Source organism: Methylobacterium sp. J-076 (assembly GCF_022829405.1).
Classification (GTDB): Bacteria; Pseudomonadota; Alphaproteobacteria; order Rhizobiales; family Beijerinckiaceae; genus Methylobacterium.
In genome coordinates, this window is the sequence record NZ_JAKSXW010000129.1 from 17,741 (window position 1) to 43,891 (window position 26,151).

The window sequence follows — 26,151 nt, forward strand, 5'->3', positions numbered from 1 at the left end:
GCCCCGCCGCGGCGCGCGGACACGGGGAATGTGCTTCCCTCGCCCGCCGGATTTTGGCATCCTTGGACGCGTGACCTTCTGGCTCGCCCTCCGGCGGTGGTTGCCGCTCCTGGCGGCACTCAGCTTCGCCCTGATGCCGGCCGCCGCCCCCGCGGCGACCGCGGGCATGCACGCCTCCGCATCCCCCACCGCCCATCGCGGGATGGCCATGGACCACGCGGGCATGGATCCCGCGACCATGGACCACGCCGCGATGGACGCGGCTGGCATGGACGGGATGCCCTGCTGCCCGCCGGAGAAGGCGCCCGATCCCGGATGCGGCAAGGGCTGCCCGCTGATGGCGCTCTGCCTCGCCACCGCGGCCTCCCTCGTGCCGGCCCCGCTGGGGATGCCGGTGCCCGTCTCGGTCCGGGTGCCGCCCTCCTGGCCGGACGCGCCGGCCCCTGGCACCCTGCGGCCCCCGCCCCTTCCCGAGCCACCCCGAGCCTGAACCGATGCCGCCGGCGCGCACCCCGCGCCGGCACGGTGTCGCGCGCCCGCGCGGCCCCGCCCATCGTGTTCAGGAGACGTGACCCGTGATCAGGACTTCCCTCGCGCGCGCCCTCGCGGCGGCGCTGCCCGCCCTCGCCTGGGCGGCCCCCTCCCACGCCGGCATCGAGGATTACCGCTTCGAGCTGGTGCAGGACGAGGCGCCGGTCGGCGATGCCGTCATCGCCGTGCGCCTCATCGACACGCGCTCCGGCCAGCCGGTGACCGACGCGGTGATCTTCGCCCGGCGCCTCGACATGGCCCCCGACGCCATGGAGGAGATGGCCACCAAGGTGGCGCAGGTGCCCTCGACGGAGCCCGGCATCTACCGGTTCAAGGCCCATCTCGGCATGCAGGGCCGCTGGCGCCTGTCGCTCGCCGCCAAGGTCCAGGGCGAGGCCGGCACGGTCGAGGACAAGCTGATCGTCCAGGCCGGGCGATGAGCCGCGCCGCATGGCTCGCCGGAACCCTCGCCGCGCTGGCGGCGGGGGGCGCCGGCTATCGGGCGGGGCAGGACGGCCCGGCCCTCGCCGCCCTCGCGGAACGGGCCCGGGCCGCCGTCGCGCGGCAGGCGCCGGCGGCGCCCGCCCCCTCCGGCCCGGTGGTCTACTACCGGGACCCGGACGGGAAGCCCGTCTACTCGCTCTCCCCCATGGTGACGGAGGACGGACGGGAGTTCCGCGCCGTCCATGCCAGCGAGGATGTCCGCTTCGACGGCGAAGGGGAGGCGCAGGCCCCGGCCGCCGCCGGCCGCCGCGTCCTCTACTACCGCAACCCGATGGGGCTGCCGGACGTCTCGGCGACCCCGAGGAAGGACGCGATGGGGATGGACTACATCCCCGTCCGCGAGGGCGAGGAGGAGGACGGGGGCGGCGTCACCCTCTCCCCCGGCAAGGTCCAGCGCACGGGGGTGCGCACCGAGGCGGTGGCCCGCCGGGCGGTGGGGCGGACCGTGCGGGTGCCCGGCACCGTCACCCTGGACGAGCGGCGCATCGCCGTGGTGGCGACCCGCTCGGACGCCTATGTCGACCATGTGGAGGACGTCACGACCGGGGACCGGGTCCGCAAGGGCGAGGCCCTGGTGCGGGTCTACTCGCCGGAGATCAACGCGGCGGCGGCCCAGCTCATCGCCAACCCCGGCTTCGACGGGGCGCGGCGGCGCCTGCAGAACCTCAACGTCTCCCAGGCGGTCATCGCGGAGATGGAGCGCACCCGGACGGTGCCCATGGCCGTCACCTGGGGCGCCCCGCGGGACGGGGTGGTGCTGCAGCGCATGGCGGTGGACGGCATGAAGGCGGCGGCCGGCGACACCCTGTTCCGGATCGCCGACACTTCCCTGATGTGGGTGCTGGCCGACGTGCCCGAGCGCGACCTCGCCGGCATCCGGGTCGGCCAGGATGCCACCCTGCGCCTGCACGCCCTGCCCGGCCGGGTCGTGGCCGCCAGGGTGGCGGCGATCTACCCGCAGGTGAACCCCGAGACCCGCGCCACGCGGGTGCGCCTGGAGGTGCCCAACCCCGACGGCGCCCTCCTGCCCGACATGTATGCCGAGGTGGCCATCGCCACCGCCCCGCCCGCCCCCGTCCTGGCCGTGCCGGACGACGCGGTGATCGAGGGCGGCCCCCGCCCGGTGGTGCTCCTCGACCGCGGCGGCGGGCGGTTCGAGCCCCGCCCCGTCACCACGGGCGCCGGGGGCGAGGGCTATACCGAGATCCGCGAGGGCGTGGCGGCCGGCGACCGGGTGGTGGTGGCGGGCAACTTCCTCATCGACGCCGAGAGCAACCTGAAGGCGGCCCTGCGGGGCATGGCACCGGGCGCGGCCGCCGGGACGGGGGCGGCGCCGTGATCGCCCGCCTGATCGGCTGGTCCGCCCGCAACCTCGTGCTCGTCCTCATCGGCACGGCCTTCGCCGTGGCGGCGGGGCTCCTGGCCCTGCGCAGCCTGCCGCTGGACGCCATCCCCGACCTCTCGGACGTGCAGGCCATCGTCTACACGGAGTATCCGGGGCAGGCCCCGCAGGTGGTGGAGGACCAGGTCACCTACCCGCTCACCACCGCCATGCTGACGGTGCCGAAGGCCAAGGTGGTGCGCGGCACCTCCTTCTTCGGCGTCTCCTTCGTCTACGTGATCTTCGAGGACGGGACCGACCCCTATTGGGGCCGCTCGCGGGTGCTCGAATCCCTCAGCGCCGCCGCGGGCCGCCTGCCCGCCGGGGTGACGCCGACCCTCGGCCCCGACGCGACGGGGGTGGGCTGGGTCTACCAATACGTCGTGGTCGCCAAGGAGCGGACGCTGGCCGAGCTCCGCTCCCTGCAGGACTGGGTGGTCCGCTTCGGCGTCTCCCGGGCCGAGGGCGTGGCGGAGGTGGCCGGGATCGGCGGATTCGTGAAGCAGTACAACGTGGTGGTGGACCCCAACCGCCTGCGGGCGCAGGGCGTCACCCTCGCCCGCCTGCGGGAGGCGATCCGCGCCAGCAACACGGATGTCGGCGGGCGCACCGTCGAGCTGTCCGAGGTCGAGTTCGTGGTGCGCGGGCGCGGCTACCTGCGGGGCGTGGCCGACATCGAGGCCATCGTGCTCAAGAGCGCCGCGGGCGCGCCGCTCCGGGTGCGCGACGTCGCCAGGGTCGAGCTCGGGCCGGACGAGCGGCGCGGCCTCGCCGAACTGGACGGCGAGGGCGAGGTGGCGGGGGGCATCGTCCTGCAGCGCTACGGCGCCAACGCCCTGGCGGTGATCGAGGGGGTGAAGGCCAAGCTCGCCGAGATCGCGGGGAGCCTGCCGGCGGGCACCGCGATCCTGCCGGTCTACGACCGCTCGCAGCTCATCGAGGCGGCCATCGCCACCCTGCGGCACACCCTCATTGAAGAGAGCGTCGCGGTCGCCCTGGTCTGCGCGGTGTTCCTGCTGCACGTCCGCAGCGCCCTTGTGGCGGTGCTGATGCTGCCGGTGGGGATCCTGATGGCGCTGGCCGCCATGCGCGCCCTCGGGATCGGCGCCGACATCATGTCCCTCGGCGGCATCGCCATCGCCATCGGCGCCATGGTCGACGCCGCCATCGTGATGATCGAGAACGCCCACAAGCACCTGGAGCGGGCGCCCCCCGGAAAACCGCGGACCGAGGTGCTGGTCGCGGCGGCGGCCGAGGTCGGGCCCTCGCTGTTCTTCTCGCTCCTCGTGATCACGGTGAGCTTCCTGCCGATCTTCTCCCTGGAGAGCCAGGAGGGCCGGCTGTTCGGGCCGCTCGCCGCCACCAAGACCTTCGCCATGGCGGCGGCGGCGATCCTCTCGGTGACGATGGTGCCGGCGCTGATGGTGGTCTTCGTCCGCGGGCGGATCGTCCCCGAGCACCGCAACCCCCTGAACCGCCTGCTGATGCGGCTCTACCGGCCCCTCATCGCCGGGGTGCTGCGGACCCGCCTCCTCACCCTGGCCCTGGCCCTGGCCGCCCTCGCGGCGACGGCGTGGCCGGCGAGCCGCCTCGGCTCGGAATTCATGCCCGACCTCGACGAGGGCAGCCTCCTCTACATGCCGACCACCCTGCCCGGCCTCTCGGTGACGAAGGCGGGCGAGTTGCTGGCGACCCAGGACCGGATCATCAAGTCCTTCCCCGAGGTCGCCGCGGTCTACGGCAAGGCCGGGCGGGCGGCCACCGCCACCGACCCGGCGCCGATGGAGATGTTCGAGACCCTCATCACCCTGAAGCCCCGGGCGGCGTGGCGGAAGGGTGTCACCCCGGCGGGCCTGAGGGCCGAGATGGACGCCGCCCTGCAGATCCCCGGTGTCTCGAACGCCTGGACGCAGCCGATCCGCGCCCGCATCGACATGCTCGCCACGGGCATCCGCACGCCGGTGGGGGTCAAGGTGCTGGGCACCGACCTGCCCGCGATGGAGGGGGTCGCCCGGCAGGTCGAGGCGGTGCTCCGGCGGGTGCCCGGCACGGCGAGCGCCTATGCCGAGCGGGTGATCGGCGGCTCCTTCCTCGACATCACCCCCGACCGGGAGGTCCTCGGCCGCTACGGGCTCACCGTCGGCGACGTGCAGGACGTGGTGGCCTCGGCGCTCGGCGGGCAGGCGGTGACGACCACCGTCGAGGGGCGGGAGCGCTACACGGTCAACGTCCGCTACCCGCGCTCCGTCCGGTCGAGCCCCCGGGCCATCGCGGACGAGGTGCAGGTGCCGCTCCCGGCGGGGGGCACGGTGCCGCTCCGCGAGGTGGCGGACGTCGCCCTCACCCGCGGGCCGACGGCGATCCGCACGGAGAACGGGCAGCTCGCGGTCTACGTCTACGTGGACATCGCCGGCCGCGACCTCGGCGGCTACGTGGACGAGGCGCGCCGGGCGGTGGCGGCCGAGGTGCGCCTGCCGCAGGGCACCCGGCTGCAATGGAGCGGGCAATACGAGGCCCTGGCGCGGGCGCAGGGGCGGCTGGCGGTGGTGGTGCCCCTGACGCTGCTGGTGGTCTTCCTGCTCCTCTACCTCAACTTCCGCCGCCTCACCGAGACGCTGATCGTGATGCTGTCCCTGCCCTTCGCCCTCGTCGGCGGGGTGTGGCTGGTCTGGGGGATGGGCTTCAACCTGTCGGTGGCCGTGGCGGTGGGCTTCATCGCCCTCGCCGGCGTCGCCGCCGAGACGGGGGTGATCATGCTGGTCTACCTCGACCACGCCCGCGCCGAGGTCTGGGCCGCCTGCGCCCGGGAGGGCCGCGCCCCGGCCCGCGCCGACCTGCGCCGGGCCATCATGCGGGGGGCGGTGGAGCGGGTGCGCCCGAAGGCGATGACCGTCGCCGCCATCCTGGCCGGTCTCGTGCCGATCCTGTGGAGCACGGGGGCGGGCTCGGAGGTGATGCAGCGCATCGCCGTGCCGATGATCGGCGGGATGGTGTCCTCGACGGTCCTGACGCTCGTGGTGATCCCGGCGGTCTACGCCCTGGTGAAGGAGCGGGGCCTGCCGTGATCCGCACCGCCCACCGTGACGCCCCCCCGGCGGGACCCTTCCCCTAGGCCGGGACGGCCTGGATCGTGTTGCGCAGGATGCCGAGGCCGACGATCTCGGTCTCCATCACGTCGCCGGGCTTGAGGAATTCCGGCGGCTTGCGGGCGTTGCCGATGCCGGGGGGCGTGCCGGTGGCGATGATGTCGCCGGGCACGAGGGTCAGGCCCCGCGACAGCTCGGCGATGATGCGGGCCACCTTGAAGTACATCTGCCGGGTCGAGGCATCCTGCTTCACCACGCCGTTGACCCGCAGCAGGAGATGCAGGTCGGAGGGGTCGAGGTCCGCGGCGGGGACGATCCAGGGGCCGGTCGGCCCGTACCCGTCCAGGCTCTTGCCCTTGAACCACTGCCCGCCGTGCAGCGTGATCTGTATGTCGCGGGCGGTGGTGTCGTTGATGACGGTGTAGCCGAAGACGTGGTTCATCGCGTCGGCTTCCTTGATGTTGCGCCCGCCCGTGCCGATGACGACGGCGAGCTCCACCTCCCAGTCGATGGCGGTGGAGACCTCCGCATCGTAGGGGATCGGGTCGTAGGGGCCGTTCACGGTGTTCACGCCCTTGGTGAAGAACACCGGATGGGCCGGATACTCCATGTGGGTGCCGCGGACGGCCTGTCCTTCGGCGAAGTGTTCGAGGTAGTTCCAGCCGACGGCGTAGATGTTGCGCGCCGGCGTCGGGATCGGCGCCAGAAGCCGCACGGTCTCGACCTGCGGGCCGTCCCCGGAGGCGGCGGCCCGGCGCACGATGTCGAGGCCCTTCGGACCCGCCTCGATCAGGGAGACCATCCGCGCCGGATCGAGCCCCGGCACCGCGACCTGCGACAGGTCGACCACGCGCCCGTCCGTGCGCACGGCGCCGAGACGGGGCGCCTTCCCCTCGGCGGGGACGAAGGTGACGAGGCGCAGCATGTCCCCCCCGGCGGGCGGGATCGGATGCCCCGGCCCGGGGGCGGGCGGGGTCTGGGCCCCGGCCGGGCTCGCCAGGGCGCCGACCGCCGTCGCGGCTGCGGTGAGATGCAGGAAGTCGCGCCGTGTGCTCATCAATCCGTCTCCTCCGGTCCGCCCTTCGGTGGGGTGGTCCGGGGAGCTTCGTCCCGACGCATTCAAAATGCAATGCGGCGGCGGGCGGTGGGGTTCACCCGGCCGTCCGCGGCCCGAGCAGGGCGCCGAGGGCCGGGCCGAGGCCGGTCGTCTCCATGGCGACCGCCGGGGGTCGTCGGCGGGGGGCGGCAACCGCGGCGAGCACCGCCCGCACCCCCGCCTCGACGGAGCACAGGATCGGCACCCGCACCTGCGGCTGCAACTGCGCGGCGAGGCCCACCAGGGCCGCCCCGCCGAGGATGATCGCCCCGGCGCGGTCCTCCTCGGCGCAGGCTTGGCAGGCGGCCGCGAGGTCCGGCAGCGCCGCCTTCGGGTCCTGGGCGATCTCCCCGCCGGTGCGCGCGACGGTCCGGATGCCCACGAGACCGTCGCCGAGCCCGAGGCCGGCGACGATCTCCTCCAGCATCGGCTTCCACAGGGCGCCCCCCGTCACGATGGCGTAGCGCGGGGCCAGCGCCTGGGCCTCGAGGCAGGAGGCTTCGAGCATCCCCACCACCGGGACCGGCGAGACCTCGCGCAGGGCCAGCAGGCCGGGATCGCCGAAGCAGGCGATGAAGACCGCATCGCAGCCCTCCCCGTGGTCGGCGTAGGCGTCCAGCGCCGCGTGCCCGGCGATCGCCAAGGCGGCGCGGCTGGCGATGTAGGCGGCGCCGAACCGCGCCGTGGCCGGCACGAACGTCGCCGCCCCGTCGGCGACGGCCGCGACCCGCGCCGCCACGAGGGCGGTCACCGAGGCGCTGGTGTTCGGGTTGAGGAGGAGGATCCGCATCGTCTGCCCCATCGCCGCCGGTCAGGCGGGCCGCGCCGCGGGCCGGGGCTTGGCCCGCATGATGAGGGCGTAGATCCCGTAGCCCAGGGCGCAGCCGATGAACCACGTGAAGTTCGCCACGCTCTCCATCCCCGGTACGATCACGCAGAGCACGGGGACCAGGGCGGAGGGCACGATGGCCGCCACGGCGGCGCGGTTGGTGCCGTTGCGGTACCAGTACCGGCCGGCCGGGCTCATCGTGTAGAGGTCGTCGACGACGATCGCCTCCTTCTTCACGAGGTAGAAGTCGGCAATCAGGATCCCGAAGAGCGGCCCGATGAAGGCGCCCAGGATGTCCAGCGTGTAGTGGATCACGGCCGGGTTGTTGTAGAGGTTCCAGGGCGTGATGAAGATCGAGCCCACGGCCGCGATCATCCCGCCCATCCGCCAGGAGATCCGCTTCGGCGAGACGTTCGAGAAGTCGAAGGCCGGCGAGACGAAGTTGGCGACGATGTTGATCCCGATCGTCGCCGTCATGAAGGTCAGGGCGCCGAGCACCACCGCGAAGGTGCTGTCGATCCGGCTCACCGTCTCGACCGGGTCGGTGATCAGGTGGCCGAAGACCGGCACCGTGGCCGAGGCGGTGACGACCGTCAGCAGCGAGAAGCCGAGGAAGTTCACCGGCAGGCCCCAGAAGTTGCCCCGCTTCACCGCCGCGAAGCTCGCGCCGTAGCGGGAGAAGTCGCCGAAGTTCAGCATCGGGCCGGAGAAGTAGGAGACCACGAGGGCGACGGCGTTGACCATCACCGGCAGCGCGTCCCAGCCCGTGTACTTCACGGCGCCGAGGGTGAGGCCGATCTGGCCGATGCCGGCCCTGGCCACGAGGTAGGCGGCGAGCGCGATCATCACGACGTAGACCGCGGGACCCGCCCAATCGATGAACACGCGGATCGCCTCCATGCCGCGCCAGAAGACCAGGGCCTGCAGCACCCAGAGCGTCATGAACGCGCCCCAACCCAGGGCCGACAGGCCGGCGAACCCGTATCGCCCGACATCGGCATAGGGGAGGAGATCGGGGACGAAACGCAGGGCCACCACCGTGAGGGCGGCCGAGGCGAGGTAGGTCTGGATGCCGTACCACGCCACCGCGATCAGCCCGCGGATGATCGCCGGGATGTTCGCCCCCCGGACGCCGAAGGAGGCGCGGCAGATCACCGGGTAGGGCGTGCCGGTGAGCTGGCTCGGCTTGGCGACGAGGTTGCAGAAGTATTGGACGATCAGGATGCCGACCAGCAGGGCGATCAGCACCTGCCAGCTCACCAGCCCCAGGGAGAACAGGCTGCCCGCCGTCACGTAGCCACCGACGCTGTGGACGTCCGACATCCAGAACGCGAAGATGTTGTAGGTGCCCCAGGTCTGCTTGCGGAGCGGGGCCAGATCCTCGTTGACGAGGTTCGGATCGTAGCCCGGCTTGATGACGACGGTGTCGTGGCCGCCCGACACGGCCGCGCTGGCCCCTGCCGCCTCGATGTGTGCGTACATCGTGTTCCTCCCTGTCGGACGCGGCCCTGTTGCCGGGCCTTCCCGTGTGCGTGGCGCCGGAATGCGGCGCATCACGCAAAACCTATGCCCGGCCCGCCCGATCTACTGGACGCCGGCGCCTCTCTCGAAGCGCCGGGCCGGCCGATGCTGCATCCGCGGTGACGAACACAGTCTTTCCCGTCTATCGGGCGACGAGCGCCTCCAGCCGGGTCCGGATCGTGCCCTCGTCCGCGATCCCGGCGGCGTCCGCGAAGCGGCGGGCCAGGCCCGCGGCGGTCTCCGCCTCCGGCCCGAGGCCGGCGGCATGGACCCCCTCCGCCATCGCCCTTCCCTCGTCGGCCGGGCCGGCGCACAGGTCGGCGCAGACGGGGCCGAACACCTCGCCGAACAGGGCGCGCCCCATCCGGCCCGGGCGATATCCGCCCCGCGGCGGGTGGGCCGCGATCCAGTGGCGCGCGATGTCGAGGCGGGTGGTCACCCAGGCCCCGGACTGGCCGGCCACGTAGTCGAGGAACCGCTCCAGGGCGGCCATCCGCCCCGGGCGGCCGACGAGGCGGCAGTGGAGCCCCACCGACATGATCCCGCCCTGCCCCGCCCCGCCCTCGCGGTACAGCACGTCGAACGTGTCCTTGAGGTAGGCGTAGAACTGGTCGCCGCTGTTGAAGCCCTGCGGCGTGGCGAACCGCATGTCGTTGGCGTCGAGGGTGTAGGGGACGACGAGCTGCTGCCGGCCCGCGAGCGCCACCCAGTAGGGCAGCTCGTCGGCATAGGAATCGGCGAGGTACAGGAAGCCGCCCTCGGCCGCGCCGATGGCCAGGGTGTTGGTGGAGGTGCGCCCCTGGTAGAGGCCGAGGGGCCGGCTCCCGGTCAGACCGGTCTGGATCGCCACGGCCGCGTCGATGTCGGCGCGCTCGGCCTCGACGCTGTGGTCGCGGTAGTCGATCCACCGGAGGCCGTGGGTGGCGATCTCCCAGCCGGCCTCGACCATGGCCGCCACGGCCTCGGGGTTGCGCCGCATCGCGGAGGCGACGCCGAAGACGGTGACGGGCATGGCCCGGCCCGTGAAGGCGCGCCAGAGGCGCCAGAACCCGGCCCGGGCGCCGTACTCGTAGATCGATTCCATGTTGGCGTGGCGCTGGCCCGGCCAGGGCTGGGCCCCCACGATCTCGGAGAGGAAGGCCTCCGACGCCGCGTCCCCGTGGAGGATGCAGTTCTCGCCGCCCTCCTCGTAGTTCACCACGAACTGGACGGCGACGCGCTTGCCCCCGGGCCAGCGCGGGTCCGGCCGCGCCCGGCCGTAGCCCACCATGTCGCGCGGATACTCCTGGTCGGGATCGAACATGGCCTCAACCCTCGCTCGCACGGGTGATAGCCGGCCCGGACTCCCGTGGTCCAATATGTTGTTCGGCTCGATTGATAGGTTGTACGTTTCGATCGAACCCCGGCGCCTCCTCCCGCAGCAGGGCGAGGAAATTGTCGACCACCGGCCCCGTCCGCCTGTGGTGCAGGGCGTGGACGTCGGCCGACAGGAAGGGCGGATCGAAGGGCAGGACGACGACGCCCGGGTGGTTCAGGCGGCCGACATATTCCGGGATGATGGCGAGGCCGAACCCCGCCGCGACCAGGCTGATCAGCGAGGAGGCCTCCCGCACCTGTTGGGAGAGGCGGGGGGTGAAGCCCTGCGCCACGCAGGCGCGGAAGATCCCGTCCGCGAAGCGGGAGCCCTCAAGGCGCAGGGAGACCAGCCGCTCGGTGCGGAACACATCGACCGGCACACTGCGCCCGGCGGCGAGGGCGTGCCCCGCGGGCAGGGCGACGCACAGCCGCTCGCGCCACGCGATCTCGCCGGCGAGGTCCGGGCCCTCCGGCGGGCTGCGGAGGAAGCTCAGCTCCGTCCGGTGCGCCTTGAGGGCGGCGATCTGCTCGTCCGGCGCCATCTCGTGGATGCGCACGTCCACCCCCCGGAACCGCTGCTCGAAGAGGCGGATCAAGCCCCCCAGCGGCCCGGCCAGAACCGAGCTCGTCATGCCGATGTTCAGGATGCCGGCGGTGCCGGTGCCGATGGTCCGCGCCCGGTCGATGGCGTCCGCGGCCTGGACGAGGATCGCCCGGGCGTTCCGGAGGAAATCCTCCCCCGCGGCGGTGAGCGCGACCCGCCGGCTCGACCGTTCGAACAGGTCGACGCCGATCTCCCGCTCGAGGTCGCGGATCTGCTGGCTCAGCGGCGGCTGCGAGACGCCGAGGCTGTGGGCGGCCGCCGTGAAGCTGAGATGGTCGGCCACGGCGGCGAAATACCGGAGATGCCGGAGCTCCATGACCCGAAGCCATACGAATTTCGAATGAATGAGAACACAAAAGGTATTTGACGTCTAGACCGGGGCCGCCGATGCTCCGCCCGTCGGCTGCCGGCCGCGCGAGCGGCGGCGGCGGCCCCGAGGACGCACGATGACGCAGTCTCCCTACAACCCCCCCTGCGGCGGCCTTCCCCCCCAGACCGCGCTGATGACCGGCCGGGCGGTGTTCACCGAGACCTACGCCGTCATCCCGAGGGGGGTGATGAGCGACATCGTCACCAGCGTCCTGCCGTTCTGGGCGGGGACGCGGGCCTGGGTCCTGTCCCGGCCGCTCTCGGGGTTCTCCGAGACCTTCGCGCAGTACCTGATGGAGGTCGCCCCCGGCGGCGGCAGCGAGCGGCCCGAGCCGGACCCGGAGGCGGAAGGCGTCCTCTTCGTGGTCGGGGGCACCCCGCGCCTCGTCCTCGACGGGCACGCCCACGCCCTGCGCCCGGGGAGCTACGCCTACCTCGCGCCCGGGGCGGCGTGGAGCCTGCGCAACGACGGCGGCGAGCCGGCCCGCCTCCACTGGATCCGCAAGGCCTACGAGCGGGTGCCGGGCCTCGACGCGCCGGATTCCTTCCTCACCCACGACTCCGAGGTGGCGCCCGCCGCGATGCCGGGCACGGACGGGGCCTGGGCCACCACCCGGTTCGTCTCCTCCGAGGACGTGCGCCACGACATGCACGTCAACATCGTCACGCTGCGCCCCGGGGCCTCGATTCCCTTCGAGGAGACGCACGTGATGGAGCACGGCCTGTTCGTGCTGGAGGGCAAGGCGGTCTACCGCCTCAACCGCGACTGGGTCGAGGTCGAGGCGGGCGACTTCATGTGGCTGCGCGCCTTCTGCCCGCAGGCCTGCTACGCGGGCGGCCCCGGCCCGTTCCGCTACCTGCTCTACAAGGACGTGAACCGGCACGCCTCCCTGCGGCCCCGGACGGCGGCGCGGTGAGCCCGCGCGCGCTCACGGCGCGTTCCCTCACGGCGGACGCCTTCGCCCCCTTCGGGACGGTCATCGACAAGGCCGCCGCCGCCCCGCGGCCGATGAATGCGGGGATGGCGCGCCGCTTCCACGACCTCGCGCGGATCCTGGTCTCCGGGGAGGAGGCCCATGCCGTCGTCGGCCTCGTGGAGGCACAGCCCTACGCCCTGCCCCTGACGTTCCGGCTGGTGGAGCGCCACCCCCTCGGCAGCCAAGCGTTCATCCCGCTGACGGGGGCGCCGTTCCTCGTGGTGGCCTGCCCGGACGAGGGCGGGCGCCCGGGGCGCCCGCAGGCCTTCCTGACGGCCCCCTGGCAGGGCGTGTGCTACGCGCCCGGCACGTGGCACGGCGTGCTCACGCCGTTCGGGCAGCCCCAGGACTTCGCCGTGGTGGACCGCGGCGGCGCGGGGGTGAACCTGGAGGAGTTCGTCTACGGCGAGGACTGGGTCGTCACCCCGCCCCCGCCGGGCGGATAGGGCGCGGCGGCGGGCCCCGCCGGACGCGCCGCCGCCGGCTTGCGTCGCCCCGCGCGCGAGGACGGCCGGCAGCCGGCTGACGCGTATGCCCCAAAGCCTGAATCGCGAGCCTCGACGCGCTCCCCTCCCCACAAGGGGGAGAGGACCCGCGCGCAGCCGTGGGGACACCCGATCCAGGGCTGCCGGAAGACGCCCTAGAACTCCACCTCGACGGCGAGCCCCTTCGCCACGGCGAGCTCGACCGCCGCCGAGGCCACGGCGAGGTCCTGCAGGCCGACGCCCGTCCCGTCGAACAGGGTGATCTCCTCCGGCGAGGTCCGGCCGGGATGGTCGCCGTTGATGACCGCGCCGATCTCGACGATGTCGCCCTCGGCGAGGAGCCCCCGGCCCACCGCGTGCTGCGCCTCGCCGATGCTGACGGATTGCGCGACCTCGTCGGTGAAGACCGTCGCGGCGGCGAGAAGCTCGGCCTCGACCTCCTGCTTGCCCCGCGTGTCGGTGCCCATGCAGGCGAGGTGCGTCCCGGTGCGCACCTGGGACGCCTTCAGGATCGGGTCGAAGGAGGAGGTGATCGTGACGATCACGTCGGCCTCGGCCCCGAGCCTGTCGAGGTCCACCGCCTCGAACGGCACGCCGTGCTCCCGGGCCACCGCCTCCAGGCGGCCGAACATGCCGGGGTGCAGGTTCCAGCCGAGGACCCTCTCGAACGGCCTCTGCCCGAGGGCGGCGCGAAGCTGGAAGGCGGATTGATGGCCGGCGCCGATCATGCCGAGCACCCGCGCGTCCTTCCGGGCGAGGTGCCGGAGGGAGATCGCGCTCGCCGCCGCCGTGCGCAGGGCGGTGAGGAGGTTCCCCCCCACCACGGCGCGGCAGCGGCCGGTGTCGGCGTCGAACAGGAACACCGTCGACTGGTGGTTGGTCAGGCCCTTGCCCGCGTTGCCGGGCCAGAAGCCGCCGGCCTTGAGGCCGAGGGCGAGGCTCTCCCGGTCGAAACCGGACTTGAAGCCGTAGAGGGCATCCGCGTGGCCGATCGCCTCCCGCACCACCGGGAAGTTGCGGGCCGTCCGCTTCGCCATGGAGGCGAAGACCTTCTCGACCGCGGCGACGCAGTCCTCCTGCGTGACGAGGCCGCCGATGGCGCTCTCGGGTACGATGATCATGCGGGTGCGCCTTCGGTGCGGGGGCGGGGAGTGCCGTGGCCGGCGGGTGAACATCCGCCACCGTCATCGCGGGCGAAGCGCCCCAGGGCAACGGGAGGTTTGCGGGCGGGGCGGGGCGGGATCGCCCGTCCGCGGTCCGATACGCCTTGCCGCGGGCGGGGACGGGCCCCGGACTCGACCCGGCCCTTGCGGACGCCGACAGACCGGTCGGGGATGTTCCAGGCCGGGTCGCAACGGCCCGGGACGAGGCGCAGCGTGTCGGTGACGGCCGCCTGCCCGGGAGATCGCCGATGAAGACGACGGTCCGGCCGGGCTCTCAGGCGGGGTCCCGGCGGCTCTCCTCCAGCGGCTCGCCCCGGACGGCCGCGTCGTAGCCCGCCAGCCACAGGTCGTGCGCCTCCATGCCCTCGGCGTAGGGGCAGGCCTCCCGGCCAAGACCCTTGCCCGGGGCGTAGAAGCCCAGGGCGTAGTGGTCGAGGTTGTCGTCCGGCATCTCTGTCATGGGTCCTCCGGCTTCGGGACGCGTCAGCCCCCCCTCGCCCCGTTCCGCGGCGCGTGCGCGGGGGCCACGAAGGGGGAGGCCGCCCGGTCGGGCACGCCCCTAGGGGTTGTCGTCGAAATACGGACGGCCGGCATCCACGAGGGCGCGGTCCACCGCTTCGATCGCCACCAGGGTGCGGGTGAGGTCCTCCGCCATCGAGATCGGCGCGAGATCGAGCGCGCCGAGCCGTCTGGCGATCGCATTCCTCTGCCGGGCCAGCGCGTCGCGGGCCCGCTTGAGCTCTTCCACTTCCCCGGCGGTCAATCGCGTCTCCCTGGCACGGCGGGTCTAGTCGCCCGGTGCCCATTCGATGGTCGGGCGCTGGGCCAACATCCGTTCGAAGTAGTCGGCGACGGCCTGTGCGCCGTCGGTATGCATCATCGCGACGGGATGCGCGAGATACGCCCGCGCCAGATCGAGGGGGATCCGCCCGGATTGCAGCGCGCCGAGCACCTCGTCGATGAAGGCGTCGTTGGCCTCGTTGAAGTCGCTCGAGAGCTTCTTGCGGTCGTTCAGAGCCTTGATCGGCATGCCACGGTCCTGATCCTGAGCCATTTGGAATCGCGCGCGGGGCGCACCGGAGCGGGGGCTTAAGGCCGGGGCGCGGGCGCAGGGGGCTGTGGCGAGGCGCCGGGCTGGGCGGGCGCCTGCGGCACCGAATTCTGCGGCGGCGTGGGCGGCTGCGCCGAACCGGCCGGGGTCTGATCGTCCTGCAGGGTCTGGTTCGCCTTCGTCTGAAGCTGGTCGGCGGTCTGCTGGTTGATGAGGCCGTAGGAGACGGCCGCGGCCAGGGCCACGGCGATGCCGGCCCCGATGATCGCCTTGGTGAGTTTCGGCGGCATGGCCGGTCCTTTCCGTGATGCGGCTGGCTCGCCCGCAGGGTCCTTGCACTGAGGTAGGGGGCCGGCGCGGTTCGGAAATGGCCGGCGTCCGCCACGGGACCGTGACCGGGCGGCCGGTGGTGCAGGTGGGCGCACGAGGCCCCCCTTCCCGCCGCAGCCCGACATCCCCCCCGCGTGCCGGCCGTGCCGGCCTCGGAGCCCCTGCCGGCCGGGGGCCGGCCTCGGAGCCCCTTGCCGGCCCGGGGGCCGGCCGCCTCGCCGTCAGACCGCCTTGCCGACGAGGTGGCCGATGCCCGCGGTGACGGCCATCGCCAGGGCGCCCCAGAACGCCACCCGGGCGGTCGGCCGCAGGATCTCGGCGCCGCCGACCTTCGCGCCGAGGGCGCCGAGCACGGCCAGGAACACCAGGGACGCCGCCGACACCAAGAGGACCACGAGGTGGGCCGGTGAGAGCGCCGCCACCGCGAGGGGCAGTGCCGCCCCCGACGAGAAGGTGGCCGCGGAGGTCAGCGCCGCCTGGACCGGGCGGGCCGTGGTGAATTCCGAGATCCCGAGTTCGTCCCGGGCGTGCGCGCCCAGCGCATCCTTCGCCATGAGCTGCTCGGCCACCCTGCGGGCGAGGTCCCGGTCGAGGCCGCGGGAGACGTAGATGTCGGCGAGTTCCTCCCGCTCGGCCGCGGGGTCCTGCGCGAGCTCGCGCCTCTCCCGGGCGAGGTCGGCCTGTTCGGTGTCCGATTGGGAGCTCACCGAGACGTACTCCCCCGCCGCCATCGACATCGCCCCGGCGACGAGGCCGGCGCAGCCGGCCACGAGGACCTCCCCGGTGGACGCCGCGGACGCGGCGACGCCCACGATCAGGCTGGCGGTGGAGACGAGGCCGTCGTTGGCGCCGAGCACCGCGGCGCGCAGCCAGCCGATGCGGTCGATGAGGTGGTTTTCCGCATGGGGCCTGCGCACGGTGTCAGCGCCTTTCGAGGGACAGCGGGGCATGGCGGCCCGGGAGGATGCGCCGAAGGATGCCGTCGTGCCAGAGGTAGTGGTGCACCAGGGCGGCGGCGGCATGGAACAGCGCCAGCGCCATCAGGATGTTGGCGGCGAGCCCGTGCCAGTGGGTGAGCGGCCGGCGCCACGCCGGATCGCCGACGGCCGGCAGGGCGAGGGGCCCTGCCAGGCTGACGCCGCGCACGAGGGCGTTCGCGATGCCGAGCCCGGCGATCACGAAGAGCAACAGGTACAGGGCGGCATGCGTCGCCTTGGCGAGCACGTGCAAGGCCCCCGGATCGTCGACGGGAAGTCGGCGGCCGCCGGTGTGGCGCCAGAGGGGCAGCGCGACGATGAGGGCGGTCAGGACGAAGCCCAGGTCGAAGTGGGCCGACCAGATCCCGGAGCGCAACGCCCCCTTGGGCAGCAGATCCTCCAGGAAGGTGCCGATCAGCCAGAGGACCAGCACGAGACCGGCGGTCAGCCAGTGCAGGGCGATGGTGCCTCGGTCGTAGGTCGCGGCGCCTCGCCCACCGGGGTCCGTGGCGCGTGCGGTGGTCGATGTCATCGCAGCATCTCCGCGGCGGCCGTGGGGGGAGGTGGCGGGGCGGGACAGGCCCCCGCCCCGGTCGCGTCGGTGGGCGGGCGCGGCAGGAGGCGGCGCCCCTTGGCGCTCAGGAACCACAGGCCCGGAGCGGAGCGGCCGGGGGGCCGCGGCCTGACGAGACCGCGGGCGAGGAGGGAGCGCACCGTGCGCATCTCCCACGGCCCGAAGGACTGGAGCGAGCCCTCCCGCCCCAGACGGCGCAGCAAACTCCGCTGCCCGGGGGTGAGGGCACGCCAGATCCGCCCCGAATCGTCACCGGTCATCTTAGATTGGAATTATTCCAAAAGATACGCCCGGCGCGGACGATCGCGGCCCGCCCCATCCGGCCGGGGCTTCGAGCACGCGCCGGGGGTCGAACGGGCCGCCGTCCCGGTGCGGGGCCGGAACGCAATTCACGACTTTCGTGCCTCGAATTTGCAGACGCAGCCACTAAATTCGAATTCATAAGCCGATCTGTTCGGTCTCGGTGAACCCAGGGACCCTATTTCCGAACATGCCGGGAAATTGACTTGTCCCGGTGGCCTGGCGCCGGAACGGTTCGTTCCCGCGCGATGTTTCAGGCGGCGTCTCGGCCATCGATCCGATCTTTCGGGGCCGTCGGCGTCGTTCCCGGAAGGATTCCCTCAATGGACAAGACAGTCGCAGGCCTGATCGGAGCCGTCACGCTCCTGGCCGCGGTCGATCCGGCCCAGGCCGCCATGCCGGCCGCGACCGGCCTCAGGGCGGCCATGCAGGCCGAGAGCTACGCCGACCTGCTGAAGCCCATTCCCGATGCGGTGGCTCTCCTCAAGGAGTCCGACGCCGCCGAAGCGCAGGCCGCGCTGCTCGCCCCGGCGTCAGAGGGCGACGCGACGGTGCAGGAGGCCCAGTACTACTACCCCCACCATCACCATCATCACCGCTTCTACCGGCGGTTCTACCATCACCACCATCACCACCACCGCTTCTTCCGGCGGTTCCACCATCACCACCATCATCACCACGGCTACTACCGCCCCTACGGGTACTGAGCGGCCGCGGGGCGGAGAGGGGGCCTCCCTCTCCGCCCCACCGTCACCGGGGGCTTTTGGCCGCCCCCAGGATGCGCCGGTAGGTCCCGTCGAACACGGTGTTCGTCGCCGAGGTCCATTGCGAATCCGCCGCCAGCGTCGTCCGGCTCGCGTAGATGCGCCGGGACTGGAGTTCCCGCTCGGCGGCCTCCTCCTCCGGCATGGGCACCAGCTCGAAATCGGCCTCGGCCGGCACGATCGTCACCTGCATGAACGGCTCGCCGGGCCGGAAGACGTGGGTGCGCCCCTCGTCCGGGGCCTTGAAGACCATGAAGTACATCATCGGCCACCAGTGCCGCAGGAGCGCGGGCACCGCGACCGGCACGGTCCCGGTCCTGTCGGTGTAGAAGCGGGGATGGGTCTCGGTCTTGATCGCCCATCCCTCCTCCACCTTCAGATCGAGGAGGACTTGGTAGGTGTAGTAGGCGTCGCCGAAGCTTCGGAACGGCGGCCATTGCATGCCGGGCTCCGGCGGCTCCCCGAAATCGCCCTCGAAGACGAGCGCCCCGTCCGCCGTGCTGACGCGCAGCTCGGCCTCGTAGGGGTAGAACACCTCGATCCCCGCCTTGGCCGCCTCGGAGAACGGCAGACAGTGCCAGGCATATTCCTGGGAGCCGTCCGCCCGGGGCTCGGGGTGGCCCGCCCAGCCGGGGATCTCGAGGCGCGTGCGCCGGGGGAGCAGGCCCGGCTCCATCAGCCTGTACTTCACCTGTCGCATGCGTGGCTGTCTCGATGATCCCGGTCCCCGTAACGCCGTGCGCGTCGAGACGGTTCAGCGTGTCGCGCCCGGCGCCGGGAGTGGCCATGGCAGCCGGGGAGGGCCCCGGCTGCCGGACGAATCGCCCGTGGTCCGGTCAGACCTTCAGGTCGTAGCGGTCGAGGGTCATCACCTTGTCCCAGGCCTTCACGAAGTCGCGCAGGAAGCGCTCCTGCCCGTCCGTGCCGGCATAGACCTCGGCCACCGCCCGGAGCTGGGCGTTGGTGCCGAAGACGAGGTCGCAGCGGGTGGCCGTGAACGCCGCCCGCCCGGTGGCCCGGTCCTCGAGGGTGAACGCCATCCCGGCCCCGTCCGCCTTCTTCCACTCGTAGTCCATGCTGGTGAGCACGGTGAAGAAGTCGTTCGTGAGCACCCCGACCCGGTCGGTGAAGATGCCGTGCCGCGAGCCGTCGTGGTTCAGGTTCAGCGCCCGCAGGCCGCCCGTCAGCGCCACCCATTCGGGGGCGGTGAGCGCCAGCAGGTGCGCCCGGTCGAGGAAGATCCGCTCCGGCGAGACCCGGCCCTGGGTGATCTCGGCGAAGCGGTCGTCCACGTAGTTGCGGAACCCGTCCACCACCGGCTTCAGCCACTCGAAGCTGTCGGCGTCGGTGAGCGCGTCGGTCGTGTCCATCCGCCCCGGGGCGAAGGGCACCGTGACCGAGGCCCCGGCGTCGCGGGCGGCCTTCTCCACCGCCGCGCAGCCGCCGAGCACGATGAGGTCGGCGAGCGACACCTTCTTGCCCCCGCCGGCCCGGCCGTTGAACCCGGCCGCGATGCCCTTCAGGGACCCGATCACCGGCATGGCCCGGCGGTTCACCGCCCAGTCCTTCTGCGGCGCCAGCGCGATGCGGGCGCCGTTCGCGCCGCCGCGCTTGTCGGTGTTGCGGTGGGTGGAGGCCGAGGAGAAGGCCGCGAAGGCGAGGTCCGACACGGAATGCCCGAGGCCGAGGATCTCCTCCTTGAGGGCGGCGATGTCCGCCGCATCGATCAGCGGATGATCGACGGCCGGGATCGGATCCTGCCAGAGCAGGTCCGGCTCGAGGGTCTTCTCCGGGCCGAGGTAGCGCTCCTTCGGGCCCATGTCGCGGTGGGTGAGCTTGTACCACGCCTTGGAGAACTGCAGCGTGAACTCATCGAAATCGTTGAGGAACTTCAGGCAGATCTCCCGGTAGACCGGATCGACCTTGAGGGCGATGTCGCTGGTCATCATCATCAGCGGGTGGGTCTTGCCGGGGATGTGGGCATCGGGCGTGCGCGGCGCGTCCGCATCGACGGGCTCCCATTGCAGGGCGCCGGCCGGGCTCTTCGTCTGCTTCCACTCGAACTTGAAGAGGTGCGTCAGGTAGTCGTTGTCCCACTGGGTCGGGTTCGGCACCCAGGATCCCTCGATGCCGTTGGTCATCGTGTACTCGGCGAAGCCCGGCCCTTCCGGGTTGTGCCAGCCGAGGCCCATCGCCTCCATGGGGGCGATCTCCGGCGGCGGGCCGACCTTGTCCGCCTTGACCATGCCGTGGCTCTTGCCGAAGGCGTGGCCGCCCGCGATCAGCGCGACGGTCTCCTCGTCGTTCATCGCCATGCGGGTGAAGGTGATGCGGATGTCGCGGGCCGAGCCCATCGGGTCGCCGTTGGCGTAAGGGCCCTCCGGGTTCACGTAGATCAGCGCCTGGTGGGAGGCCGCGAGCGGGTTCTCCATGTCGTAGTCGGCATCGCCGTTCTTGCCGCGCCAGCGCTTGTCGCGGGTGACCATGCTGTCGAAGGATTCGACGTGGGTCGGGTCCCACAGCTCCGGGCCCCAGTAGGTGGCGTTGTCCGCCTCCCAGGCGTCCCGGCGGCCGCCGGCGAAGCCGTAGGTGGGCAGGCCCATGATCTCCAGGGCGACCGTGCCGGTCAGCACCATCAGGTCGGCCCAGGACAGGGCGTTGCCGTATTTCTGCTTGATCGGCCAGATCAGGCGGCGGGACTTGTCGGTGTTGCCGTTGTCCCACCACGAGCTGATCGGCGCGAAGCGCTGCAGGCCCTCGCCCGCGCCGCCGCGGCCGTCGGCGATGCGGTAGGTGCCGGCCGAGTGCCAGGCCATGCGGATCATCTGCGGGCCGTAATTGCCGTAGTCGGACGGCCACCACGCCACCGAACTCGTCAGGAACGACCGGACGTCGGCCTTGAGCTGCTGGTAGTCGATCGCCTGGAACGCGGCCGTGTAGTCGAAATCCGCCAGCGGGTTCGCCTGCGGCCCGTTCTGGTGCAGCATCTCCACCCGCAGGCGGTCGGGATACCAGTCCTCCAGGGTGGGCGGCGAGGTGAACGCGCCGCCGATGCGGTCGCCGCCGAACGGGCATTGGCCCGAGAGGGCATCCTTATAAGTGTCCATGGATCATACTCTTCGTAGAACGCGAACGAAGGGACATCCCGTTCGCCACCGGGGGAAATTGGCCGATCCGTCGCTGCAGGGTGCCGCCGCGACCGGCCCCGACAGGCCCTCACCGCCGCATCGAACAAGCCGAGCCGGCCGGACGAGGGCGTGATGCGGGACGCGGGCGTCGGCCATCGAGGAAGGCTTCGGTCCTGGGCGTCGGGCGATGCCCGTTCGGCACCGTCGGGGATCACCGACCGCTCGACAGCTAAATGGGGCGCGCGCGTCGATTGGCAGGTTAAAAATAATGTTAGTGTCGGCAAGGTGGAGCCTGCGGCCGTTCACATTAAGGCGTCAGAGCTTCATCACCGGGGTGCCCGCCGGCTAGACCGCCGGACGATCACCGCTATAGCGGAGGCGGGAACTGCGCATCGTTCCATCCTCTGACGGTAGGCCCGGGGTGCCCGGGCGCCGGGCCCGGGTGATCGAGACAATGTGTCTGGCCTATCGAAGCCTGACCGGGGATCAGATGCGAGGGGTGAGAAGAGTTCGTGTCGTGAGCGTCGGATCGGTCCTTCTGTCGGGTGCGCGGGCCATGGTCGTCGCCCTTCCGCTCGCCCTGGCGGCGCAGTCCCGGGCGGTGGCCGCGGATCTCGTGGACCCGCCCCCGGCGCGCCAACCCGCCTTCACCTACGTCGATCCGCAGACGTGGGAGATCACCCTCAGCGGGACGCTGCAGGCGATCCCCCGCTATCCGGGTGCGTCGGAATACGCGAGCGTGGGCTATCCGGGGGTGGACATCCACCGCGCGGGAGAGCCCCGCCGCTTCTCGGCCCCGGACGACAATTTCAGCTTCACGCTCTACGACTCGGACACGTTCCGGGTGGGGCCGACGCTGCGCTACGTGCCGGGGCGCTATTACGGCGACGACCGCAAGCACCTGTTCGGCTTCCGCGACGCGCGGATCGCGTTCGAGCCCGGCCTGTTCGTCGAGGTGTACCCCGTTCCCTCCGTCCGGCTGCGCGGGGAAATCCGCCAGGGCGTCTACGGCCATCACGGGGCGGTGGGCACCGTCGCCGCCGACTACCTGCTGCCCTTCGATCGCTGGCTGTTCTCCGTCGGCCCCCGCTTCAACATCGGGGATGCGAGCTTCGCGCAGAAGTACTTCGGCGTGAGCCCGATCGAGGCCGCCATCAACGGGCGCGTCGTCCCCTACAGCCCCGGCAGCTTCTACGCGGCGGGCCTGCTCGCGGCGGTCACCTTCCGCCAGAGCGAGACGTGGTCCTACACCGCCTTCGGAGGCTACAGCCGCATCCTCGGGGCCTCCGGCGAGAGCCCCCTGGTCGATGACCCCTACGGCAACCCCAACCAGCTCACGTTCGGGCTCCAGCTCGACTACACGTTCAAGACGCAGCCGCTGCTGTAGGGCCCGGGCTGCCGCGTTCGCCGCCGCCCGGCCGGGCCAGGGTTGCGGGGGCGGCGCGACGGCCCGGCGCGCGGGCGCCTCGCGGCGGGAGCGACTCCGGCGCCCCCTGCCCTTCGTTGAGCTCGGCGTCCCGGTGGCCTATGCAGTCATGCCATGGACCCCCAAGCCTCCGCCGCACGATCCTCGGCCCCCCTCGCCTGCACAGCGCCGCCTCCCGGAAAGGCGGTGCCGTTCCTGCCGATGAGCCGCGCCGAAATGGCGGCGCTCGGGTGGGACGCCTGCGACATCGTGCTGGTGACGGGGGACGCCTATGTGGACCATCCGAGCTTCGGCATGGCCATCATCGGCCGGCTGCTCGAAGCGCAGGGGTTCAGGGTCGGCATCATCGCGCAGCCCGACTGGCAGTCGGCCGAGCCGTTCAAGGCCCTGGGCAAGCCGACGCTGTTCTTCGGCGTCACCGGCGGCAACCTCGACTCGATGGTGAACCGCTACACCGCGGACCGGCGGCTGCGCCACGACGACGCCTACACGGCCGGCGGGGAAGGCGGCGCGCGCCCGGACCGCTCGACCATCGTCTACACCCAGCGCTGCCGCGAGGCCTACAAGGACGTGCCGATCGTGCTCGGCGGCATCGAGGCCTCGCTGCGCCGCATCGCGCACTACGATTACTGGTCCGACAAGGTGCGCCGCTCGATCCTCGCGGACGCGAAGGCCGACCTGCTCATCTACGGCAATGCCGAGCGCGCCGTGGTCGAGGTGGCGAACCGCCTCGCGGCCGGCGAGGCGCCGCACGAGATCGACTCCGTCCGGGGCGTCGCCCTGTTCCGCCGCGTGCCCGGCCATTACACCGAGCTGCCCGCCGACGACCTCGATTCCACGGACGAAGCCGCCTCCCGCCGGCCGGGCGAGACCGTGATCCGGCTCCCCGCCTACGAGCAGGTCAAAGACGACAAGGAGGCCTATGCCCGCGCCTCGCGCGTGCTGCACCGGGAGGCCAACCCCGGCAACGCCCGCCCGCTCGTCCAGCGGCATGGCGACCGCGACCTGTGGCTGAACCCGCCGCCGATCCCGCTGACGAGCGAGGAGATGGATGCGGTCTACGACCTGCCCTACGCCCGCGCCCCCCATCCCGCCTACGGCGACGCGAAGATCCCCGCCTGGGACATGATCAAGTTCTCGGTGACGATCATGCGCGGCTGCTTCGGCGGCTGCACCTTCTGCTCCATCACCGAGCACGAGGGCCGGGTCATCCAGAACCGCTCGGAGGGCTCGATCCTGCGCGAGGTCGAGCGGATCCGCGACAAGACGCCGGGCTTCACGGGGGTGATCTCGGATGTCGGCGGGCCGACCGCGAACATGTACCGGATGGCCTGCAAGGACCCGAAGATCGAGGCGGCGTGCCGGCTGCCGTCCTGCGTCTTCCCCGACATCTGCCCCAACCTGAACACCTCGCACGACGACCTGATCCGGCTCTACCGCAAGGTCCGGGAGGTGAAGGGCGTCAAGAAGGTGATGGTCGCCTCCGGCGTGCGCTACGACCTCGCGGTCCGGAGCCCCGAATATGTCGAGGAGCTCGTGACCCACCACGTCGGCGGCCGTCTCAAGATCGCCCCCGAACACACCGAGCGCGGCCCCCTCGACCTGATGATGAAGCCGGGCATCGGCACGTACGACCGCTTCAAGGAGATGTTCGACGCCGCCGCCGCGAAGGCCGGCAAGAAATACTACCTGATCCCGTATTTCATCGCGGCGCATCCGGGCACGACCGACGAGGACATGATGAGCCTCGCCCTCTGGCTCAAGAAGAACGACTATCGCGCCGATCAGGTGCAGACGTTCCTGCCCTCGCCGATGGCGACCGCCACGACCATGTACCACACCGAGATCAACCCGTTGCAGGGCGTGCGGCGCGGCGGCAGCGAGCCGGTGGAGGCGATCAAGGGGATGCGGCAGCGCCGGCTGCACAAGGCGTTCCTGCGCTACCACGACCCCGAGAACTGGCCCCTGCTGCGCGAGGCGCTGCGGGCCATGGGCCGGGCCGACCTCATCGGGCCGAGGCCGGACCAACTCATTCCGCTCTCGCAGCCGCCGGGGACGGGCTTGGGCAAGGCGGGAGGCCAGCCACGCCCCGGGCGCCACCCGGGGGCGCCGCGGTTCACCACGAAGGGCGTGCCGCTGAGGAAGTGACGGTCTCGCGCGGGCGACGCGCCGACGCCCGCGCGTCGTCGGGTTGTTCGGCGAACCCGGTCTCCGGCAGAGGCTTGGCGGGGTGGGCGCCCCGGCTCCCCGCCGCAGCCGGGGCGTCGATCCGCCGGAGGTGTTCGACACCCTCCCGCAGGGACGGACATCCCCAGGGCGGTTCCCCACGCCGGGATGATGCCGCGTCCGCCTGCGCTGGCTCCGATGGCGGCCGCGGCACCGTGCGGGGACGGCCCCGCGGTCGCGGGTGGGGCCTGGACGTGTCCGGCTCCTCCGTCGGGGCTCGAAGGCCCCTGGCGGCGCGGCGCGTCCGGCAGGGCGCGCTTCGTTCAGACGATGCTGATCCGGTTGTCCACCGCGGTGGTGCCCGGGCAGGCCCAGGCCGCGCCCACCGCCTCCCGGCGCTCCTGCATGGTCCGCACGGTCCCGCCGAGATGGACGGTCCCGCCATCCGCCGTGACCGTGACGGTCGCGGGGTCGAACAGCCATGACCGGTCGAGGGCCTCGCTGATGGTCGCGCTCACGTCGGCGACATCGACCTGGGGCAGGACGGTGACCCGGTTGTCCACCGCCACGACGCCGGAGAGGTGACGCAGCTCCCGCTCGGCGGCCTCGGACTGGAAATGGCGGTCCACCTCGCCGGTCAAGGTGATGACGCCCTTCGAGACCTTCAGGGAGATCCGGTCCGGGGGCACGGCCACGTTCCAGGCGAGGCGTGAGACGGCGGTCGCCGCGATGTCCTCGTCCGACCGCTTGAGGGAAAACGGCACGTGGACTTCGATCTGCTGGACGATGGCCTTCACACCCCGCACCCGACGGGCCGCCGCCTCGGCGGCGAGCTTCTCGACATAGTTGTCGACCTGTCCGGTGAGGGCGACGACCCCGTCCTTCGCCGTGACGCCGATCTCGGAGGAGGTCACGGCCGGGTCCCAGATGAGCTCGGCCGTCACCGCGTGCTGCAGGGTGGTGTCGTGGGACATGGTGGTCTCCTTGGGATGGGGGGGGAATGGCGCGGCCAGCCCGAACGCACCGCGGACGAGGATGCGATCCGCCCTGGCCGACAGGAGATGGTCCGGTGTTCGTCCAAGCTAGGGACCGGGGCGGGCAGGGTCTTTGATCCACCGCAAGGAGTGCGACGGGCGCCCCTCTACGGTGGCATTCGCCGCCGTGGGGGCGCGGCGCGCCCAAGCGCACCCCGACCCCGACGCAAAGGAACCCCGAGATGATCTGTCCCCGCTCCGTCGAGGCCCTGACCGCTCAGCAAGGACGACTGACCGAGCTGCTGCGCGTGATCGACGATGGCCGTTGGTGGGCCGGCGACGCCGCCTGCCGGATCGACGAGGACGAGGTCTGCCGGCAGGCCGAGAGGATTGGGGCCGCCCTCGACGTGGTGCAGCGCCTCACCGGCGAGATGGCCGCCAGGGGCAGCAGCGGCACCGGATCGCAACTCGCCCAGGCGCCGACGCATGCCACGCCGCTGCGCACCGCCGCGGAGCCGGGGTGACGGGCCGGGGCTCCTCCCCCGGCCCGGGGCTTCTC

Annotated in this window: 25 protein-coding genes and 1 pseudogene; 10 read left to right on the plus strand and 16 right to left on the minus strand. The window is 72.2% G+C overall.

From position 1 onward, the window contains the following. Positions 1–28: 28 nt before the first annotated feature. The 4 genes from MKK53_RS13625 to MKK53_RS13640 all read left to right on the plus strand — a co-directional run bounded on the left by MKK53_RS13625 (position 29) and on the right by MKK53_RS13640 (position 5,481). A complete protein-coding gene (locus MKK53_RS13625; RefSeq protein ID WP_279599023.1) occupies positions 29–490 on the plus strand; it encodes a hypothetical protein in 462 nt (153 codons plus the stop codon). An 85-nt stretch (positions 491–575) separates the two neighbouring features. Continuing rightward, positions 576–971: a FixH family protein gene (locus MKK53_RS13630; RefSeq protein ID WP_243929246.1), complete on the plus strand. Its 396-nt coding sequence runs from the start codon at positions 576–578 to the stop codon at positions 969–971. Next, positions 968–2,374, plus strand: coding sequence for an efflux RND transporter periplasmic adaptor subunit (locus MKK53_RS13635; RefSeq protein WP_243929247.1), 1,407 nt, complete (start codon positions 968–970; stop codon positions 2,372–2,374). Before MKK53_RS13630 ends, MKK53_RS13635 begins: the two co-directional genes overlap by 4 nt. Then, complete coding sequence (locus MKK53_RS13640) at positions 2,371–5,481, plus strand: efflux RND transporter permease subunit (RefSeq protein ID WP_243929248.1); 3,111 nt, start codon at positions 2,371–2,373, stop codon at positions 5,479–5,481. Before MKK53_RS13635 ends, MKK53_RS13640 begins: the two co-directional genes overlap by 4 nt. Before the next feature lie 43 nt (positions 5,482–5,524). Here MKK53_RS13640 and MKK53_RS13645 read toward each other — a convergent pair whose 3' ends face one another. The 5 genes and pseudogenes from MKK53_RS13645 to MKK53_RS13665 all read right to left on the minus strand — a co-directional run bounded on the left by MKK53_RS13645 (position 5,525) and on the right by MKK53_RS13665 (position 11,224). After that, positions 5,525–6,559: a fumarylacetoacetate hydrolase family protein gene (locus MKK53_RS13645; protein WP_243929249.1), complete on the minus strand. Its 1,035-nt coding sequence runs from the start codon at positions 6,557–6,559 to the stop codon at positions 5,525–5,527. A gap of 94 nt (positions 6,560–6,653) precedes the next feature. Beyond that, positions 6,654–7,388 carry an aspartate/glutamate racemase family protein gene (locus tag MKK53_RS13650; RefSeq protein WP_243929250.1) on the minus strand — a complete coding sequence of 245 codons (735 nt, stop codon included), beginning with the start codon at positions 7,386–7,388 and terminating at the stop codon, positions 6,654–6,656. A gap of 21 nt (positions 7,389–7,409) precedes the next feature. After that, positions 7,410–8,909, minus strand: a complete 1,500-nt coding sequence (locus MKK53_RS13655; protein ID WP_243929251.1) for an NCS1 family nucleobase:cation symporter-1 — start codon at positions 8,907–8,909, stop codon at positions 7,410–7,412. A 187-nt stretch (positions 8,910–9,096) separates the two neighbouring features. Next, a pseudogene (puuE, locus tag MKK53_RS13660) lies at positions 9,097–10,251 on the minus strand (allantoinase PuuE); the annotation flags it as partial. A gap of 4 nt (positions 10,252–10,255) precedes the next feature. Continuing rightward, positions 10,256–11,224 (minus strand): LysR family transcriptional regulator, encoded by a 969-nt coding sequence (locus MKK53_RS13665; RefSeq protein ID WP_243929252.1) that lies wholly within the window; start codon positions 11,222–11,224, stop codon positions 10,256–10,258. A 130-nt stretch (positions 11,225–11,354) separates the two neighbouring features. Here MKK53_RS13665 and MKK53_RS13670 point away from each other — a divergent pair, with 130 nt between their 5' ends. Both MKK53_RS13670 and MKK53_RS13675 read left to right on the plus strand, forming a co-directional pair. Then, positions 11,355–12,194, plus strand: coding sequence for a bifunctional allantoicase/(S)-ureidoglycine aminohydrolase (locus tag MKK53_RS13670; RefSeq protein ID WP_243929253.1), 840 nt, complete (start codon positions 11,355–11,357; stop codon positions 12,192–12,194). Then, positions 12,191–12,700 carry an ureidoglycolate lyase gene (locus MKK53_RS13675; protein WP_243929254.1) on the plus strand — a complete coding sequence of 170 codons (510 nt, stop codon included), beginning with the start codon at positions 12,191–12,193 and terminating at the stop codon, positions 12,698–12,700. Before MKK53_RS13670 ends, MKK53_RS13675 begins: the two co-directional genes overlap by 4 nt. Positions 12,701–12,894: 194 nt before the next feature. Here MKK53_RS13675 and bhcD read toward each other — a convergent pair whose 3' ends face one another. The 8 genes from bhcD to MKK53_RS13715 form a co-directional block, all read right to left on the minus strand. Continuing rightward, on the minus strand, positions 12,895–13,860 hold the full coding sequence (bhcD, locus tag MKK53_RS13680) for an iminosuccinate reductase BhcD (RefSeq protein WP_243929255.1): 966 nt from the start codon (positions 13,858–13,860) through the stop codon (positions 12,895–12,897). 316 nt (positions 13,861–14,176) lie between these two features. Continuing rightward, positions 14,177–14,362 carry a ribosome modulation factor gene (locus tag MKK53_RS13685; RefSeq protein ID WP_243929256.1) on the minus strand — a complete coding sequence of 62 codons (186 nt, stop codon included), beginning with the start codon at positions 14,360–14,362 and terminating at the stop codon, positions 14,177–14,179. Between the two features lie 99 nt (positions 14,363–14,461). Next, positions 14,462–14,665: a hypothetical protein gene (locus MKK53_RS13690; RefSeq protein WP_243929257.1), complete on the minus strand. Its 204-nt coding sequence runs from the start codon at positions 14,663–14,665 to the stop codon at positions 14,462–14,464. Between the two features lie 24 nt (positions 14,666–14,689). Continuing rightward, positions 14,690–14,932, minus strand: coding sequence for a hypothetical protein (locus tag MKK53_RS13695; protein WP_313901550.1), 243 nt, complete (start codon positions 14,930–14,932; stop codon positions 14,690–14,692). Between the two features lie 59 nt (positions 14,933–14,991). Beyond that, positions 14,992–15,243 (minus strand): hypothetical protein, encoded by a 252-nt coding sequence (locus MKK53_RS13700; protein WP_243929259.1) that lies wholly within the window; start codon positions 15,241–15,243, stop codon positions 14,992–14,994. 261 nt (positions 15,244–15,504) lie between these two features. Next, positions 15,505–16,200 (minus strand): VIT family protein, encoded by a 696-nt coding sequence (locus tag MKK53_RS13705; RefSeq protein WP_243929260.1) that lies wholly within the window; start codon positions 16,198–16,200, stop codon positions 15,505–15,507. Between the two features lie 4 nt (positions 16,201–16,204). Continuing rightward, positions 16,205–16,792 carry a cytochrome b gene (locus MKK53_RS13710; protein WP_243929261.1) on the minus strand — a complete coding sequence of 196 codons (588 nt, stop codon included), beginning with the start codon at positions 16,790–16,792 and terminating at the stop codon, positions 16,205–16,207. Then, positions 16,789–17,094, minus strand: coding sequence for a hypothetical protein (locus MKK53_RS13715; protein WP_243929262.1), 306 nt, complete (start codon positions 17,092–17,094; stop codon positions 16,789–16,791). The genes MKK53_RS13710 and MKK53_RS13715 overlap by 4 nt, the downstream gene beginning before the upstream one ends. 363 nt (positions 17,095–17,457) lie before the next feature. Here MKK53_RS13715 and MKK53_RS13720 point away from each other — a divergent pair, with 363 nt between their 5' ends. Beyond that, a complete protein-coding gene (locus MKK53_RS13720; protein WP_243929263.1) occupies positions 17,458–17,841 on the plus strand; it encodes a hypothetical protein in 384 nt (127 codons plus the stop codon). A gap of 43 nt (positions 17,842–17,884) precedes the next feature. Here the strand turns inward: MKK53_RS13720 and MKK53_RS13725 are convergent, their stop codons facing one another. Together MKK53_RS13725 and katG are read right to left on the minus strand one after the other, a co-directional pair. Next, on the minus strand, positions 17,885–18,598 hold the full coding sequence (locus MKK53_RS13725) for a DUF6065 family protein (RefSeq protein WP_243929264.1): 714 nt from the start codon (positions 18,596–18,598) through the stop codon (positions 17,885–17,887). Between the two features lie 136 nt (positions 18,599–18,734). Next, positions 18,735–21,005: a catalase/peroxidase HPI gene (gene katG / locus MKK53_RS13730; RefSeq protein WP_243929265.1), complete on the minus strand. Its 2,271-nt coding sequence runs from the start codon at positions 21,003–21,005 to the stop codon at positions 18,735–18,737. A 538-nt stretch (positions 21,006–21,543) separates the two neighbouring features. Between katG and MKK53_RS13735 the strand changes: the two genes are divergently transcribed. Together MKK53_RS13735 and MKK53_RS13740 are read left to right on the plus strand one after the other, a co-directional pair. After that, positions 21,544–22,413, plus strand: coding sequence for a MipA/OmpV family protein (locus MKK53_RS13735; protein ID WP_243929266.1), 870 nt, complete (start codon positions 21,544–21,546; stop codon positions 22,411–22,413). A gap of 153 nt (positions 22,414–22,566) precedes the next feature. Further along, a complete protein-coding gene (locus MKK53_RS13740) occupies positions 22,567–24,600 on the plus strand; it encodes a YgiQ family radical SAM protein (protein ID WP_243929267.1) in 2,034 nt (677 codons plus the stop codon). Positions 24,601–24,941: 341 nt separating this feature from the next. Here MKK53_RS13740 and MKK53_RS13745 read toward each other — a convergent pair whose 3' ends face one another. Then, positions 24,942–25,592, minus strand: a complete 651-nt coding sequence (locus MKK53_RS13745; protein ID WP_243929268.1) for a BON domain-containing protein — start codon at positions 25,590–25,592, stop codon at positions 24,942–24,944. A 242-nt stretch (positions 25,593–25,834) separates the two neighbouring features. Between MKK53_RS13745 and MKK53_RS13750 the strand changes: the two genes are divergently transcribed. After that, entirely contained in the window at positions 25,835–26,116 is a 282-nt protein-coding gene (locus tag MKK53_RS13750; RefSeq protein ID WP_243929269.1) for a hypothetical protein, read from the plus strand. Positions 26,117–26,151 lie beyond the last annotated feature (35 nt).